We start from the raw sequence: 15,911 nt of genomic DNA, 5'->3' as shown, positions 1-15,911 counted from the left end.
GTCCCGGCCCAAGTCTTACTCTTACGTGTAAGAGTAAGGGGGCTCCTATGCGTATCACGTCCAAGGGCCAGGTGACCATTCCTGCCGATATTCGCGAGCGGGCGGGGCTTCTGCCTGAGACCGAGGTGGATTTCGAGTTCGACGGCAAGGTTGTTCGGATTATGCCGGCGATGGCGCACCGCAAACCGGGGCGTGGTGACAGGCTTGTTGCGCATCTGCGCCGCAGCAAGGGCGATATCGCCATGACGACCGATGAGATCATGGCGCTGACGCGCGAGCCCGAATGAGCGCAGTTCTCGTCGACAGCAATGTCCTGCTCGACGTTCTGACGCAGGACACCCGCTGGTCCGCCTGGTCGGCGCGAGCCCTATCCGAGGCCGCTGATCGGCAGCGGCTTGTGATCAACGCGATGGTCTACGCCGAAATCTCGACCCATTATTCACGGGTTGAGGATTTGGATGCCGCCCTCCCCACGACGATGCTGGAGCGGGAGCCGATTCCATTTGCCGCTGCATTTCTGGCCGGCAAGTGCTTCCTTGCCTACAAGAGCCGAGGCGGAGTGAAGCAATCGCCGCTTCCCGATTTTTTCATCGGCGCGCATGCGGCGGTCGCCGGCTACACGCTGATCACACGCGACGCATCGCGCTATCGGACATATTTCCCCGGTTTGCCGGTGATCGCTCCGGACCGGTGAAACGTCGGCATTTTTGGGTCGCCTCTATCTGAACCGCAAATTCTCGCGTGACAGCTGATCGAGCCCGGTCACGCCCATCAGCTTCATGCCGCGCTCGACTTCGGTCTTGAGCTGACCGAGGGCGCGTTCGACGCCGGGCTGTCCGGCGGCTGCGAGCGGGTAGAGATAGTAGCGCCCGACGCCGACGGCCTTGGCGCCGAGCGACAGGGCTTTCAGCACATGCGAGCCGCGCTGGATGCCGCCATCCATGATCACGTCGATGCGGTCGCCGACAGCATCGACGATCTCGGCGAGCTGGTCGAAGGCCGCGCGCGAGCCATCGAGCTGCCGGCCGCCATGGTTGGACAGGATGATGCCGGTGCAGCCGATCTCGACCGCGCGCTTCGCATCGGCCACCGACATGATGCCCTTCAGGCAGAATTGCCCGGACCAGAGCCTGACCATCTCGGCGACGTCGTCCCAGGTCATCGCCGGGTCGAGCATCTCGGTGAAATAGCGGCTGATCGACATGACGCCGCCACCCATGTCCACATGTGTGTCGAGCTGCGGCAGGCTGAATTTCTCATGGGTGAGATAGTTCAGCGCCCATTGCGGCTTGATTGCGAACTGCGTCATGCCGGCGAGGTTGAGCCGGAACGGGATCGAGAAGCCGGTGCGCAGGTCGCGCTCGCGGTTGCCGCCGGTAATGCTGTCGACCGTCAGCATCATCACGTTCACGCCGGCCTCCTTGGCGCGCTCCATCATTGCCCGGTTCAGGCCGCGGTCCTTGTGGAAGTAGAACTGGTAGACCTGCGGGCCGCTATGGGTCTTTCGCAACTCCTCCAGGCTGATAGTGCCGAGCGACGAGACCCCGAACATGGTGCCATAGCGCGCCGCAGCCGCGGCGACCGCGCGCTCGCCCTGGTGATGGAACAGGCGCTGCAGGGCCGTTGGCGAGCAGTAGAACGGCACGGCGAGCTTCTGGCCCATCACCGTGACCGAGGTGTCGACGCTGCTCACGCCGCGCAGGACGTTAGGAACGAGGTCGCAGCGCTCGAAGCTCTCGGAGTTCCGCCGGAGGGTAACCTCGTCATCGGCGCCGCCGTCGATGTAGTTGAAGATCGGGCCCGGCAGTCGCTTCCTGGCAAGGGTACGGAAGTCGTGGAAGTTGTGGCAGTCGTTCAGGCGCATCGTTCGCTTCGGCGTCGTTCTGGGCAGGCGAGGGGCGGCGCTGGCAACCATTGGATCGGCCGCCGCTGCCGCTTTTCAAGGCGGGACTGCACCCTATCGCGCGGCGCCGGCCTTGGCCATATTGCGCCGCCCGTCGACGCCCGGCCTGATATTGCTGGGCGCCGAGATGGCTCAACCGCATGATCATTGATTGTTCATGCGGTTTTCGGCATGACCACGCCGCGCGGTGCGTTGCAGCAGGCGCTGCCGCAAATGCGAAACCATGCGGGCGCGCCGGCGTTCAATGCCGGTCACCAACGTTGGGAAAGGCAGGCTATGGCAGGCGAGAAGTGGGTCTACACCTTCGGCGACGGCAAGGCCGAGGGCGAGGCAGGCATGAAGAACCTGCTCGGCGGCAAGGGCGCGAACCTGGCCGAGATGAGCAATCTCGGACTTCCGGTGCCTCCGGGCTTTACCATCACCACCGAGGTCTGCACCTGGTACTACGACAACGGCAAGAACTTCCCGGCGGCGCTCGACGCTGAGGTCAAGGCGGCACTGGGCGGCATGGCCAAGCTCACCGGCAAGACCTTCGGCGATCCGGCCAATCCCCTGCTCGTCTCGGTTCGCTCGGGGGCGCGCGCCTCGATGCCGGGCATGATGGACACCGTCCTCAATCTCGGGCTCAACGACGTCACCGTCGAAGCCGTCGCCAAGGCCTCGGGCGATGCCCGCTTCGCCTTCGACAGCTATCGCCGCTTCATCACCATGTATTCCAACGTCGTGCTCGACATCGACCACGGCCATTTCGAGGAGGCGCTCGAGGACTACAAGGAGCGCAAGGGCTACAATCTCGACACCGACCTTTCGGCCGACGACTGGAAAGTGCTGGTCGGCAAGTACAAGGACATCGTGAAGAAGGAGCTCGGCTCCGACTTTCCGCAGGATCCGCAGGAGCAGCTCTGGGGCGCGGTCGGCGCCGTCTTCTCCTCCTGGATGAACGCCCGCGCCATCAAGTACCGCGAGCTCAACAGCATCCCCGCCTCCTGGGGCACGGCGGTCAACGTCCAGTCGATGGTCTTCGGCAATATGGGCGAGACCTCGGCGACCGGCGTCGCCTTCACCCGCAATCCCTCGACCGGCGAGAACGCGCTCTATGGCGAGTTCCTGATCAACGCCCAGGGCGAGGACGTCGTCGCCGGCATCCGCACCCCGCAGGACATCACCGAGGTGGCCAAGGCCCTGGCCGGCTCCGACAAGCCTTCGATGGAAAAGGCGATGCCGGAGGCCTATGCCGAGCTCTGCCGCATCTACGGCATCCTCGAGAAGCACTATCGCGATATGCAGGACATGGAGTTCACCATCCAGGAGGGCAAGCTCTGGATGCTGCAGACCCGTTCCGGCAAGCGCACCGCCAAGGCGGCGCTCAGGATCGCGGTCGAGCTCGCCCACGAAGGCCTGATCAGCGAGAAGGAAGCGGTCGGCCGTGTCGAGCCCGGCGCGCTCGACCAACTGCTGCATCCGACCATCGACACCAAGGCCGAGCGGCGCGTGCTGACCGGTGGCCTGCCGGCCTCGCCCGGCGCCGCTGCCGGCGAGATCGTCTTCACCTCCGAGGCGGCCGAAGCCGCCAAGAAGGGCGGCAAGAAGGTCATCCTTGTGCGCGTCGAGACGTCCCCGGAGGACATTCACGGCATGCACGCCGCCGAAGGCATCCTGACCACGCGCGGCGGCATGACCTCGCATGCGGCGGTCGTGGCGCGCGGCATGGGCAAGCCCTGCGTCTCCGGTGCCGGCCAGATCCGCGTCGACTACGCCAAGGGCACGATGACCGTCGGGCCGACGACGCTGAAGGCCGGCGATTTCATCACCATCGACGGCAGCAGCGGCCAGGTCCTGCTCGGTGAGGTCAAGATGCAGCAGCCGGAGCTCTCCGGCGACTTCAGGACCCTGATGGGCTGGGCCGACAAGGTGCGGCGTCTCAAGATCCGCGCCAATGCCGAGACCCCGCGTGACGCCAAGGCGGCGCGCGAGTTCGGCGCCGAGGGTATCGGGCTCTGCCGTACCGAACACATGTTCTTCGACGCCGGCCGCATCCTCGCCGTCCGCGAGATGATCCTGGCCGAGGACGAGAAGGGCAGGCGCGCTGCGCTCGCCAAGCTCCTGCCGATGCAGCGCCAGGACTTCGTCGAGCTCTTCGCCATCATGCAGGGCCTGCCGGTGACGATCCGCCTGCTCGATCCGCCATTGCACGAGTTCCTGCCGCACACCGATGACGAGATCGCCGAGGTCGCCTCGGCGATGGGCACGACCATCGACAAGCTGAAACGCCGTGCCGCTGAACTGCACGAGATCAACCCGATGCTCGGCTTCCGCGGCGTGCGCCTCGCGGTCGCCTATCCCGAGATCGCCGAGATGCAGGCCAGGGCCATCTTCGAGGCAGCGGTGATCGCTGCCAAGGAGACCGGCCATCCGGTCATCCCCGAGGTGATGGTGCCGCTCGTCATGGGCGCGCCCGAGCTCGACCTGGTCAAGGGCCGGATCGATGCGATGGCCGAGGCGGTCCGCAAGGAGAGCGGCAGCGAACTGACCTATCAGGTCGGCACCATGATCGAACTGCCGCGCGCCGCGCTGCGGGCGGAGGAGATTGCCAGGAGCGCCGAATTCTTCTCCTTCGGCACCAACGACCTGACGCAGACCGCGCTCGGCATCAGCCGCGACGATGCCGGCTCCTTCCTCGGTGCCTACACGGCGCGTGGCCTGCTCGAATCCGATCCCTTCGTCACGATCGACCAGGATGGCGTGGGCGAGCTGGTCAGGATCGCCGTCGAGCGTGGCCGCAAGGCCCGGCCGGACATCAAGCTCGGCATCTGCGGCGAGCATGGCGGTGACCCCGCCTCGATCGGCTTCTGCGAGAGCGTCGGACTCGACTACGTCTCCTGCTCGCCCTTCCGCGTGCCGATCGCGCGCCTTGCCGCCGCGCAGGCGGCGCTGGGGGCGATCAAGGCGAAGGACGCCTGAGGCGCTCCTCGTCATTGCGAGGAGCGAAGTGACGAAGCAATCTAGGGGCCGCTGAGCGAGACCGCTGGATTGCTTCGCTTCGCTCGCAATGACGGAAACTTGCTGTGAAGACCCTCACCACCATCGGCTTCGATGCCGACGACACGCTCTGGCAGAACGAGCAGTTCTTCCGGCTGACGGAGGACCGCTTCGTCGCGCTGCTCGGCGAGCATGGCGAGGCGGCCGAGATCTCCGGCAAGCTGCTCGAGGCGGAGAAGCGCAACCTCGCCTTCTACGGTTTCGGCATCAAGGGCTTCACGCTCTCGATGATCGAGACCGCGCTCGAGGTCACCCGCGGCCAGGTCCCGCAGTCGGTTATCGGCGAGATCCTCGCCGCCGGGCGCGAGATGCTGACCCACCCGGTCGAGACCCTGCCGCATGCGCAGGACGCGCTCGCCGCTCTCGCCGGCCGCTACCGGCTGGTGTTGATCACCAAGGGCGATCTCTTCGACCAGGAGCGCAAGCTGGCGCAGTCCGGCCTCGGCGATTTCTTCGATGCGGTCGAGATCGTCAGCGAGAAGAGCGCAGTGACCTATGCGAAGCTGTTCGCGCGCCATGGCGATGGGCCGGAGCGGGCTCTGATGGTCGGCAACTCGCTGAAGTCGGACATCGTGCCGGCGCTCGCCGCCGGCGCCTGGGCCGTCCATGTGCCGCATGATCTGACCTGGGCGCTGGAGCATGCCGAGGAGCCGGCCGGCCATGCGCGTTACCGCAAGCTGGCCGATCTCAGCGGATTGACGTCGGTGCTGCATGACATCGAGTCCTGAGGTCACTCGCCTGCGCCGCGTCGCGCGATATCTGATCGGGCTTGCCGCCATCGCCACTGCGGTTGCTACCTTGCTCGGTCTATTCGCAGGAGCATTCCCCTATCTGGAGCTGATCAATCATTTCCGCTGGCTGCTGCTCGCTGTTTCAAGCCTGGTCGTGGCTGCGGCCTGGTGGGCGGGTGGTCGTGCGCTGCTTCGCATCAGTGCTTCAGTCCTGATCGCCAACCTCGTGCTGGCGTCGCTGCCACTCATGGCCCAGGCCTCGTCGGCCCCTCGGTCGACCTTGCGCGTGACGACCTTCAATCTCTGGATCCACAATCGCGAACCACAGGCGGTGGTCGGCTTCCTGCGTGAGACCGATGCGGATGTCGTCGTGCTTCAGGAGATCGGCAGCCGTCTGGAACAGGAGATCGTCCCGCAGCTCAGGGACAAATATCCGCATGTGGTTTCCTGTGCCCGGCGCAATTGCGGTCTCGTCCTGCTGTCGAAGCTTGGCTGGCTCGACGCCGGATTTTCGGATCGCACGCGCCTGGCTCCGCCGATCGTCTGGGCGCGCTTTGCCGGTGCGGGCCGGCCCTATGTGATCACCGGTCTGCATCTCGCCTATCCGTTTCAACCGGCGATGCAGGTCGATCAGATGGATTGGCTCGCCGAGCGCTTGCGGCAGGCAAGCGACACGCAGATATTGGTCGGCGATTTCAACCTCACCCCCTTTTCGCTCAAGCTCAACACTCTGGCATTCCGGGCGAATTTGCGCCGCCACGCGACATTGGGCGCATCATGGCCCGCAGACCGTTTCACACCTGTCGTCCTGCTCGATAATCTGCTGGCGAGCCCCAACGTCAGGGCGGTCGATGTACGCTATGGCGCCGGCAGCTATGGCTCGGACCACTACCCGGTGACGTTCGATATCGCGATCGACTGACGCCTCGTAGACTGCGGCAGTGTTTCACGATCTCGCTGGGGTACTGGAGCATGCAGAGGAGCCGACCGGGACGTCGTACCTGCGCAAGCTCTCCGATCTCGGCGGGCTGGTCGATCCGGTGCGCGAACTCGGCTGAGCTTCGCTGTCCTAATCGACCCAGAGCCCGCGTTTGCGATGCCAGTCTTCGATCGATTCCTCGGGGTAGCCGTCGAAGCGTTGATCGCGGGGTCCGATGTGGGGTTCGACCCAAGCTGCCTTGAAGCGGAGCAGCAAGTGGGTCTTCTCGCTGGCTTTCGGAAGCTCGCTGTCGATTGCGGACGCAAAGGGGTGAATGAGTTCCGGCCAGGCGGGATCGTAGACCCATAAAGCTGTCGCGCAGCCTTTGCAGAAGCGTCGCTCGCCGCGCGATCTTTCACAGCGGCCCGCATCGTCCCGGATTTCGGCGTGAAAGATGCCGATCAAGTCTTCGCCTTCGATATCGAGGGTCGCCGCATCCGCCATGATGTTGATCGCGAAGCCGCCACCGCCCGCGGTCTTGCGGCAGATCGAGCAGTAGCAGAGCTGGTATGGCACCGGCGTGTGACTGTCGGCTGTGAAGCTCACCTTGCCGCAGCGACAGGAACCTTTCAGCGTGATCGGCATCGCTAGCCTCCGATGGTTTACCGACCACAACCAGCTCGACGCACGGTTGTTCAATGGGCCGCGGTGATGAGGAAAACCCGCTCTGCTGGACCGGCCTTGCAATTTATGCTAGATCGACCGATGTAAGACGAGATGCGGCCGGTTCTGGCCAATCCTCCGCGCGGGTATTCCAGCCGGCGGGCCACTTCAGATCCACCACACGTCGCTACAAGACCATGGCAAGGCGTCCGCGCGTCCGGTCCTGGGTTTCACGAATACGCGGATCTGAAGTGCAAGGATTAGTCCCGTTATGAACAAGGGCACCGTCAAGTGGTTCAACGCCACCAAGGGCTATGGCTTCATCACCCCTGAGAACGGCGGTCAGGACATCTTCGTCCACATTTCCGCCGTCGAGCGGGCCGGCCTGCGCGAGCTGCGCGAGGGCCAGGTCGTCTCGTACGAGCTGATCGCCGATCGCAAGACCGGCAAGTCTTCCGCCGGCAATCTCGCCGTCGCCTGACGATACGATCCGGGCGGACTGTTCCGGTCCGTCCGTTCCAAGATCGGGCTGGCACGCCTGTCCTCGGCCTAATGGCCGAACGATGGGGCGTGCCATGCCTGTTACACCATATCCCCCGGCGCAGTGGCTAGCGGTTCGCCGGGCGGAAAGAGACCATGCGTAGACCGAGATGGCATGCCGAGGCGCTTCCGTTCACCACGTGCGCCCCTGTCATCCGGCTCAGAAAGACCTGATTTGACAAAGTTCACCGACCTCGGCCTGGCCGAGCCGCTTCTCAAAGCGCTCGCCGCCGAAGGTTACGAGACGCCGACGCCGATCCAGGCGCAGGCGATCCCTTCCATTCGCGACGGTCGTGACCTGCTCGGCGCCGCCCAGACCGGCACCGGCAAGACGGCTGCCTTCTCGCTGCCCATGCTGCACCGGCTGATGAACCAGCCGCGGCGCATGCAGCCGCGTTCCGTGCGCGCGCTCATCCTGTCGCCGACCCGCGAGCTTGCAGCCCAGATCGAGGCGAGCATCCGCACCTACGCTCAGTTCACCCCGCTGAAGTCGACGGTGATCTTCGGTGGCGTGCCGGTCGGCAAGCAGATCCGCGCGCTCGGCCAGCATATCGACATTCTCGTCGCGACCCCGGGCCGCCTGCTCGACCTCGTCGACCAGCGCGCCGTCTCGCTGCGCGAGATCGAGTTCCTGGTGCTGGACGAAGCCGACCAGATGCTCGACCTCGGCTTCATCCACGCCCTGCGCAAGATCGCGACCCTGATCCCGAAGCAGCGCCAGACTCTGCTGTTCTCGGCGACGATGCCGAAGGCGATCCGCGAGATCGCCTCCGCCTACCTGACCGATCCGGTCGAGGTCGCGGTTGCGCCCGTCGCGACCACCGCCGAGAAGGTCGACCAGCGCGTCATCTTCACGGAAGCGGGCCAGAAGCCGGCCTTGCTGGCGAAGACCTTGAGCGTTCCCGAGATGGAGCGCGCCATCGTCTTCACCCGCACCAAGCATGGCGCCGACAAGGTCGTGCGCCAGCTCGAGCTCGCCGGCATCAAGTCCGCCGCGATCCATGGCAACAAGAGCCAGGGCCAGCGCGAGCGTGCCCTCGGTGCCTTCCGCGACGGCGAGCTTCTCATCCTCGTCGCGACCGATATCGCCGCGCGCGGCATCGATGTCGACGGCATCAGCCATGTCGTCAATTTCGACCTGCCTAACGTGGCCGAGACCTATGTTCACCGCATCGGCCGTACCGCGCGTGCCGGAGCATCGGGCGTGGCCATCGCCTTCTGCACGCCGGAAGAGCGCGGCGATCTCGCCGCGATCGAGAAGCTGACCAAGGTTGCGCTCACCCCGATCGGCGACGTGCCGCATTGGGACGGCCGTACCCCGAAGAAGCCGCCACAGAACCGCGGTGGTCGCAGCCAGGGGCAGGGCCGGCCGCAAGCCCATAACGGGGCAGGGCAGGGCCAACGCCGCGACGGCAGGGGCGGGCAGGGCCGCAACGCCCAGCGCCCGGAGCAGGGCGAGCGGCAGGAGCAGCGTCGCGAGCAGCCGCGGCCGCATCAGGCGCGACAGGAGCAGCCGCGCCATGAGCGCCCCGCTCCGCGCCATGAGGCGGGCGGCGCGCGAAAAGAAGCGGTTTCCGGCAAGGAAGGGCTTGGCGGCGTGGCGTTCTTGCAGCAAAGAACGGAACAACGACGCACCGGCGGCGGACGGCGGCGCCCGAACTGATACGCGCTAGAGCCGCTAGAGCCCGTTCCAATCAGCTTGCATCGCAAGCTGATTGGTAAAACGGTCTCTAAACTCAAAGTGAGAGACGGATTCACCGATCAGGTTGATCCAACCTGATCGGATCCGGCTCTGGGGCCGAGCCGACAAGGCTTGGCCCTCCCGCCGCAGACAAGACGAAGGATCAGCGAATGGCGAAAGAAGAACTGCTCGAATTCGACGGCACCGTGGTCGAGGTGCTTCCCGACGGCAACTATCGGGTGAAGCTCGACAATGATCACGTCATCCTGGCCTATGCCGCCGGCAAGATGAAGAAGAACCGCATCCGCACCATCGCCGGCGACCGCGTCGTCGTCGAGATGTCGCCCTACGATCTCGATCGCGGCCGCATCAATTTCCGCCAGAAGACCGCGAGCCCCGGCCCGATGCCGCCTCGCCCGCAGAACTTCCGCCGGCGCTGACATGAGCATGTCCCGCAAAAGTGGGCACCGCTTTTGCGATGCGGACATGCTCGACTTTTTTGATTCTGCGCGAATTCTTGTCGTTCGGCCGATTCCGGCAGAACGGAAAGCGCGCTGATGCGCTTCAGCCGGCCCGAGCAGTATTTCGCCGCTGCCGGCGTCGGGCTGGGCGCATTCGCCTCGCTGGCCGTCAACAATGGCTGGATCGCCAAGGGCGGCAGCTTCCCGCCCTTCGTCTATGTGCTTCTGGCATTGGCGCTGGTCGAGGTCGTCGCCGGCTTCGTCACCAAGCAGGCGCCGGGCACGCTCTTCTCTATGCCCGCCCGTATCCTCGCCTTCGCGCTCGGCATCGGCGTGCTGATCCTGCTGACCGGCGGGCTGGCGTGAGCTAACGCCGCCATGCTCGGCTGCAGCGAAGCTGAGAGCCGGGAATCTCCTGACGAGAAGGCGCTGATCCGAGCTTCATCCGGCCTGAGATGCTCGGGTCAAGCCCGAGTATGACGCGCGCTCTATTCGCATCAGCACAAAAAAGAGCCCCGGCCGAAGCCGGGGCGTGAGGTGCTTGTTACGTGGTGACAGGTACTACGTAGAAAACCCAGAAAACTCAGTAGCCGCTTTTGGCCCAGTACTGCGAGCCGGGGCTGACCAGGACCTGGCGCTGACGGGTCGCGTATTCGGCGGGCACGGTCTCGTGCACGACACGCGTTGCGCTGACCATCACGCGCCTGCTGCGCTGGCCATAGACGGCGGGAACGACGTCGTAATCGACCGAGGCCGGCGCCACTTCGACGGTACGCTGCTGATAGCCGTACTGCGCCGGGACATACACCCAGCAGCCGGTTGTCCGGCCGTAAGCATCGCGGCTGACGTCCCAGCGCTTGGTCGCCGGCGAGATCAGGACCTTCTCGGAGACGGTCTTGTACTGGGCCGGGATGTGGCGGGCGATGCGGCGCTCCGGCTGGACCACCACCTTCTCGGTGACGGTATCGTATTCGGCCGGGATGACCTTGGAGAAGGTGCGCTCGGGACGCACGACATAACTCTCGTCGACCGCGCCGTAGACCGGCGGCTTCGAGACCAGCTTGTAGCAGGAGCCGCCACCGCAGTTGCTGACGGGCGCGCTGTAGCAGGAAGAGCCGCCGCAGCCGCCGGCCACAGCCGGGGCGGCGAGGCCGACGAGGGCCGTGGTGGCGAGCGCCGAAAGCGAAAGAAGCTTGAACGTCATAGCTGACTCAACCCTGCATTGCGCCGCGATGCCGCTGCGTCGTTGGGGAGAGAAAGCCTGATATGATCTATGAAGACAAGGTTAACTGCGAAACAAGGTAAAATTAACCAGTCTGGCTCAGCTGCGGGCGGCCTATCCCGCAGCTGGAACGCTTGGCGAAACCAGTATTTGGTGACACCGAGACTGGTCGGAAGCGCGGCCGAGCGGCTCAGCCGAGGCTGGCCTCACTCGATCGCGCCCCGCTTCATGCCGAAGCCTTCGATATAGCAGCCGCAGGACGAGTTCCTTGGCGCGGGCTCGGCCGCGCATGAGCCGCGCGAGGTCAGGCAGACATCGCCGAAGCGGCGGCGCTGGGGCCGGTCATAGCCATAGCGCGGGCCGTCATCGCGGTAACGCGGGCGGTCGTAGCCATAGGGTGGCGGCGGCCTGTCGTAATCATAGCGCGGCGCCGATCGATAATAGGGATCGTAATACTGGGCGTTTGCGCTCGTGATCGACGAGATGGCGGTGCCGATGAGGGCAGCGAGAGCGAGTGTCCTGATCATGCCTGTCCTCCTGGTCTCTCGACCGCAGCCGAGTGTAGATCATTGGAGACCAGGATAAGGGCCGTTCGATGAACGGTGCCTGAGCGCGGTGTTCGTGTTGGCTGTGACGCGGAAGATCGCATCACAGCGCCGAATGTGAGACAGCCGGTAGGTTGCCTCAGTTTAGCTGCCGGCCTTCATGCTGGCGGCCCAGTAATCCTTGACCTGCTTGACCAGTGTCGCGGGCAGCGGGACATAGCCGAGCGTGGTCGCATCAGCCGCGCCGCTCTCGAAGGAGAGGCGGAAGAAGTCGAGCACCTCCTGTGTGCGGCGCGTCCGCGGCTTCGGCACCAGGGCGAAGGTGGTGGCGACGATCGGATAGGCGTCGGCACCCGGCGCGTCGGTCAGCATCAGCCCGAAATCCTTGGCCGTGGCCCATTCGGCGCTGGCCGCGGCAGCGGTGAAGCTCGCCGGATCCGGCTTGACGAAGGCGCCGGCCTTGTTCTGCACCTGGGCATAGGCGAGGCCGGCGCGCACGACCTGGCCGAACTCGACATAGCCGATCGCGTTCTTCGTCCGCTTCACCGCCTCCGTCACACCCTGGCTGCGCTCGGCGCCCTTCCCGACCGGCCAGGCGACTTGCGTATTGACGCCGATCTTCTCGCGCCATTCCGGGCTCGCCTTGGCGAGATAGTCGGTCCAGTTGAAGCTCGTGCCCGAGCCATCGGCACGATAGATCACGCTGATCGGGGCGTCGGGCAGCTTCAGCTCGGGATTGGCCGCCTTGATCGCCGGATCGGACCAGAGCTTGATCTTGCCGAGATAGATGTCGGCGAGGAGTGCGCCGGTGAACCTGATCTGGCCGGGGCCGACGCCGTCGAGGTTCACCACGGGGACGATGCCGCCCATGACGATCGGGAACTGGATCAGGGCCGAGCGCTGCAACTCCTCGGAGGAGAGCGGCCGGTCGGAGGTGCCGAAATCGGCGGCGCGCTGCGTGACGCGGACCTCGCCGCCGAGCGAGCCGATCGGCTCGTAATCGACGCCGATATCGAGCGGGGTCATCTCGGCGCCGTCGGACTTGGCGACGCGATAGCTCTGCGCCCATTTGCCGATGACCGGGAAGGCGAAGCTCGAACCCGCGCCAGTGATCGGCTCGGCATAGGCAGGCGCCACCGACGAGGCAAGAAGGACGCTGGCGACAGCCAGCCTGGCCAGGAGCTTCATGCGTCTATCCACCCTGTCGGGCCCGCAAAGGGGCAAGATCAACAGAGTTACGCTAGGGCGGCGCAGTGACGCTGCGATGACGGGGCGGTCCGGGCAAACGAAAGGCCCCGCCGGCGAGAGCCGACGGGGCCTTTTTTCAACGGTCACGCCCGACTTGCAGCGTGAGGCGACCGCGAGTGCTCAGTGCCAGGTCTGGCGGCCGTACCAGTCGTCGACATCGGTCCGGACCTTGTCCTTCTCGATGCCGTAGCGCTCCTGAATCTTGCCCTCGAGCTGGTCGCGCTTGCCGGCGATGACATCGAGATCGTCATCGGTCAGCTTGCCCCACTGCTCCTTGACCTTGCCCTTGAGTTGCTTCCAGTTCCCTTCGACGCGGTTCCAGTCCATCGGACATCCTCCTGTTCTGAATGGTGTACTGAAACAACGCGCCGGCGGCGGAATGGTTCGATCGCAAGTGATCAGGCGGAAGCCAGGCAGCGGGCCGGCTCGCCGGCAAAGCCTCGCCGCCATTTATGAAGTAGCCGCAGGACAGTTTGCCCCGCGTGCGGGACGCCGGAGGCTACCAGACAGCCTCCGGCCTGATGATCAGCGGCGGTCGTCCGCCGTGGCAATCCTGGCGCAATCAACGATCTTTACAGCGAGCAGATGGACTGGGCGGAACGCCCTGCGCCTGCACGCAGCCGCGGCTGCATGGCCTTGCCGTCAAGACGACATGCGATTGGAGCTTTGAAATGCGTTACTGCGGCCGGCCGGACAGAATAGCTAGAGCGTCCCGTGAAAACGCGCCAGGAGCCCTCCCGGTTCATGCCTCTCTGATCGCAGTGCCCGATCAGATGCCGGCCGGATTTGCCGGCAGCGCCAGGCCCAGGCGGCAGCGATTTGGCGGCCGGGTCCGGATGGCAGGATTTGCCATCGTGTTCCCGATGTCGGCGGCGTCCGCAGCGGAGCTCGCCAGGCCTGCCGCTCAGGCCATCCCGGATACCGCGCTGAAAAAGCCTGACTGGACCGTCGAGCTCGGCGCATTTGGCTTGTTCTCGCCAAAGTTCTTCGGCGCCAAAGACTCCAAATTCTCTGCGCTCCCCTATGTATCCATCAAATACAGGGACATCGCCTTTGCCTCTCTCGACAAGGGCATCGGTGTAAACCTCTTTTCGGCAAACGGCTTCACGGTGGGAGCGTTCGTGAATCTCCGGCCAGGGCGCGAGGTCAAGGAGAGCAGGCGCTATCTGACCGGCCTCGGCGACATCGATCCTGCGCTCGCCGCAGGCGCCTTCGTCAAATACGACTACGGGCGGTTCTTCTCGACGCAGATCACGCTCAGCAAAGGCATCGTTTCGTTCGGCGACAGCAAGAACAAGATCAATGCCCTGGGCTTGCTGGAGAAAACCGAAGGCAATCTCGGCACGCGCATCGACTGGAGCGCCGATGCGCGGCTGCCGCTCTTCGACAACCGGCTGCACCTGTCGGTCGGCCCCCGCGTCAGCTTCTTCGACAAGGAATACGCCGAATCCGCCTATGGGATCACAGCCAACCAGGCGCTGGCATCCGGCTACCGACCCTACAAGGCGAAAGCCGGCGTCGCCGAAGTCGGCGTCGGCGGCAGCGCCCGCTACCGCATCACCGAAAACCTCTCCGCGACCGCCTTCGGCAGCTATACAAGGATTGTCAGCGACGCCGCCAAATCCCCGTTGGTGACCGGGCCCGGCGGCTCGAAGGACCAGTTCAAGGCAGGCCTCGGGCTGACTTACCAATTCGGTTTGTAAGGCTGGCGGTGCGGTGGGGGGACCGGTCTGCCTTCATGCCGGCCTCGACGACCGCCGGCACACCTACGTCGGGCTGGAATCCAGTGATTCTGCGAGTGAGGGCCTGGACATAGTGGCGAGCGGACACGCCAAGCTGGCGTTCGCCATCCAGACCAAGTTCCAAAAAACGGCATTATCCAGCAGTCAGGGTGGCCTTGTCATCAGTTCGATGCTCTCTATGGTTGCGCATCCAATCAGGTGAGGCCAATGGTGTTCAATGCTGAGGGGATTTTCAGGGAGGCCCTGCTCGATTTGGGACTGCACGAAAGTCCCGCTTTCAGCGGCGTGCTTTCACCAAAAGGCGAAGTGGGTGCCGCCCGCGAAGGGGTCAACGCCGTCTTCCTTGAGAACGCCGAGGATTATTACCGGCGCTATCAGGGCTTCAACTATTGGCACGGACTCTGTCGTGAGGCTGGTGAACGGATCGGGCTGAAAGATCCAAAGCTAATTGTCGAAGTAGGGTGCGGATTTGGGAACGCGACGTTGCCGATGCTGGATTTGCATCCGGGCGCGCGGCTGGTAGCGACGGACATTAGCCCAAACCTACTGGCGATCTTGAAGCGGCTGCTGGATTCGCGCGGGCTCAACGACCGATGCTTGCCGGTCGCGATGGATGCTCAAAAGCCTTACCTGAACGAGGGCATAGCCGACTGCGTATTCGGCGCGGCCATCTTGCATCACCTCGCGGAGCCGGGGCCGTTCATCGATATGGCGATGCGGATGCTCAAACCGGGCGCCTCTGCGTTCTTCTTCGAGCCCTTTGAAGCAGGAAACGCCATCTTGAGGCTGATCTGCCAGGAAATTACCCGCGAGGCGAAGTTGCGCCGCGAAAGCGGGCGGGCGCTGAAATTCGCAGAAGCGCAGATCAGCGAGCTCGAGCCTCAGATTTTCCGGCAGAAGACTGAGGGATGGCGCGACCGGGACGACAAATGGGCATTCCCGCGCTCGGTCTTGCAAGATCTGGCCGATGCGGCGGGGGCGGACCTTCGCGTGTACCCCATTCATGACAATGTCGGGCAGTTCACGCAGCATTTTGCCTATCAGATGAAGGCCTACCGCGACATCGATCAAGCCGAGTTGCCCAAGTGGGCCTGGGCCATCTTTGATCGCTATGACCACCACACCTTTTCGGCTGATCAACTCCGGGATCTGCCTATGGCGGGGTGTGGGATCTTCACCAAGCGATAGCCTCGGAAATTTTAGCCGCCAGCCTGACT

The 15,911-nt window shown here is 64.5% G+C and carries 17 protein-coding genes; 11 read left to right on the top strand and 6 right to left on the bottom strand.

Annotated elements, in window-relative coordinates; genetic code table 11:
- The first annotated feature begins 47 nt into the window (after nucleotides 1-47).
- Both B6S44_RS19695 and B6S44_RS19690 read left to right on the top strand, forming a co-directional pair.
- Nucleotides 48-287, top strand: a complete 240-nt coding sequence (locus tag B6S44_RS19695; protein WP_129158560.1) for an AbrB/MazE/SpoVT family DNA-binding domain-containing protein — start codon at nucleotides 48-50, stop codon at nucleotides 285-287.
- Nucleotides 284-694, top strand: a complete 411-nt coding sequence (locus B6S44_RS19690; protein ID WP_129158559.1) for a type II toxin-antitoxin system VapC family toxin — start codon at nucleotides 284-286, stop codon at nucleotides 692-694. Before B6S44_RS19695 ends, B6S44_RS19690 begins: the two co-directional genes overlap by 4 nt.
- 24 nt (nucleotides 695-718) lie before the next feature.
- Here B6S44_RS19690 and B6S44_RS19685 read toward each other — a convergent pair whose 3' ends face one another.
- On the bottom strand, nucleotides 719-1,864 hold the full coding sequence (locus tag B6S44_RS19685) for an alpha-hydroxy acid oxidase (RefSeq protein ID WP_129158558.1): 1,146 nt from the start codon (nucleotides 1,862-1,864) through the stop codon (nucleotides 719-721).
- Between the two features lie 315 nt (nucleotides 1,865-2,179).
- Here B6S44_RS19685 and ppdK point away from each other — a divergent pair, with 315 nt between their 5' ends.
- From ppdK to B6S44_RS19670, 3 genes are all read left to right on the top strand, one after another.
- Entirely contained in the window at nucleotides 2,180-4,864 is a 2,685-nt protein-coding gene (ppdK, locus tag B6S44_RS19680; protein ID WP_129158557.1) for a pyruvate, phosphate dikinase, read from the top strand.
- A gap of 104 nt (nucleotides 4,865-4,968) precedes the next feature.
- Nucleotides 4,969-5,670, top strand: coding sequence for an HAD family hydrolase (locus B6S44_RS19675; protein ID WP_129158556.1), 702 nt, complete (start codon nucleotides 4,969-4,971; stop codon nucleotides 5,668-5,670).
- Nucleotides 5,654-6,595 (top strand): endonuclease/exonuclease/phosphatase family protein, encoded by a 942-nt coding sequence (locus tag B6S44_RS19670; protein WP_129158555.1) that lies wholly within the window; start codon nucleotides 5,654-5,656, stop codon nucleotides 6,593-6,595. Before B6S44_RS19675 ends, B6S44_RS19670 begins: the two co-directional genes overlap by 17 nt.
- 147 nt (nucleotides 6,596-6,742) lie before the next feature.
- Here B6S44_RS19670 and B6S44_RS19665 read toward each other — a convergent pair whose 3' ends face one another.
- Nucleotides 6,743-7,237, bottom strand: coding sequence for a GFA family protein (locus B6S44_RS19665; RefSeq protein ID WP_129158554.1), 495 nt, complete (start codon nucleotides 7,235-7,237; stop codon nucleotides 6,743-6,745).
- 289 nt (nucleotides 7,238-7,526) lie between these two features.
- Between B6S44_RS19665 and B6S44_RS19660 the strand changes: the two genes are divergently transcribed.
- From B6S44_RS19660 to B6S44_RS19645, 4 genes are all read left to right on the top strand, one after another.
- Nucleotides 7,527-7,736, top strand: coding sequence for a cold-shock protein (locus B6S44_RS19660; protein WP_110488019.1), 210 nt, complete (start codon nucleotides 7,527-7,529; stop codon nucleotides 7,734-7,736).
- A 234-nt stretch (nucleotides 7,737-7,970) separates the two neighbouring features.
- Nucleotides 7,971-9,458: a DEAD/DEAH box helicase gene (locus tag B6S44_RS19655; protein WP_129158553.1), complete on the top strand. Its 1,488-nt coding sequence runs from the start codon at nucleotides 7,971-7,973 to the stop codon at nucleotides 9,456-9,458.
- A 188-nt stretch (nucleotides 9,459-9,646) separates the two neighbouring features.
- The gene (gene infA / locus B6S44_RS19650) at nucleotides 9,647-9,916 is read left to right on the top strand and encodes a translation initiation factor IF-1 (protein WP_057187732.1); all 270 of its coding nucleotides are present in this window, start codon (nucleotides 9,647-9,649) and stop codon (nucleotides 9,914-9,916) included.
- Between the two features lie 117 nt (nucleotides 9,917-10,033).
- On the top strand, nucleotides 10,034-10,303 hold the full coding sequence (locus B6S44_RS19645; protein ID WP_129158552.1) for a hypothetical protein: 270 nt from the start codon (nucleotides 10,034-10,036) through the stop codon (nucleotides 10,301-10,303).
- 217 nt (nucleotides 10,304-10,520) lie between these two features.
- Here B6S44_RS19645 and B6S44_RS19640 read toward each other — a convergent pair whose 3' ends face one another.
- From B6S44_RS19640 to B6S44_RS19625, 4 genes are all read right to left on the bottom strand, one after another.
- Nucleotides 10,521-11,141, bottom strand: a complete 621-nt coding sequence (locus tag B6S44_RS19640) for a hypothetical protein (RefSeq protein WP_129158551.1) — start codon at nucleotides 11,139-11,141, stop codon at nucleotides 10,521-10,523.
- Between the two features lie 224 nt (nucleotides 11,142-11,365).
- On the bottom strand, nucleotides 11,366-11,686 hold the full coding sequence (locus B6S44_RS19635; RefSeq protein ID WP_129158550.1) for a hypothetical protein: 321 nt from the start codon (nucleotides 11,684-11,686) through the stop codon (nucleotides 11,366-11,368).
- A gap of 162 nt (nucleotides 11,687-11,848) precedes the next feature.
- Entirely contained in the window at nucleotides 11,849-12,892 is a 1,044-nt protein-coding gene (gene pstS / locus B6S44_RS19630; RefSeq protein WP_129158549.1) for a phosphate ABC transporter substrate-binding protein PstS, read from the bottom strand.
- Between the two features lie 180 nt (nucleotides 12,893-13,072).
- Nucleotides 13,073-13,279, bottom strand: coding sequence for a CsbD family protein (locus B6S44_RS19625; protein WP_057187726.1), 207 nt, complete (start codon nucleotides 13,277-13,279; stop codon nucleotides 13,073-13,075).
- A 509-nt stretch (nucleotides 13,280-13,788) separates the two neighbouring features.
- On the opposite strand from B6S44_RS19625, the gene B6S44_RS19620 reads away from it, so the two are divergent.
- The gene (locus B6S44_RS19620; protein WP_164985889.1) at nucleotides 13,789-14,655 is read left to right on the top strand and encodes a MipA/OmpV family protein; all 867 of its coding nucleotides are present in this window, start codon (nucleotides 13,789-13,791) and stop codon (nucleotides 14,653-14,655) included.
- Nucleotides 14,656-14,901: 246 nt separating this feature from the next.
- Nucleotides 14,902-15,882, top strand: a complete 981-nt coding sequence (locus tag B6S44_RS19615; protein WP_129158547.1) for a class I SAM-dependent methyltransferase — start codon at nucleotides 14,902-14,904, stop codon at nucleotides 15,880-15,882.
- Nucleotides 15,883-15,911: the final 29 nt, after the last annotated feature.

This window comes from Allobosea sp. Tri-44 (genome assembly GCF_004123845.1).
GTDB lineage: Bacteria > Pseudomonadota > Alphaproteobacteria > Rhizobiales > Beijerinckiaceae > Allobosea.
Note: the sequence above shows the minus strand (reverse complement) of the source record. Positions and strands in the feature narration are given on the sequence as shown.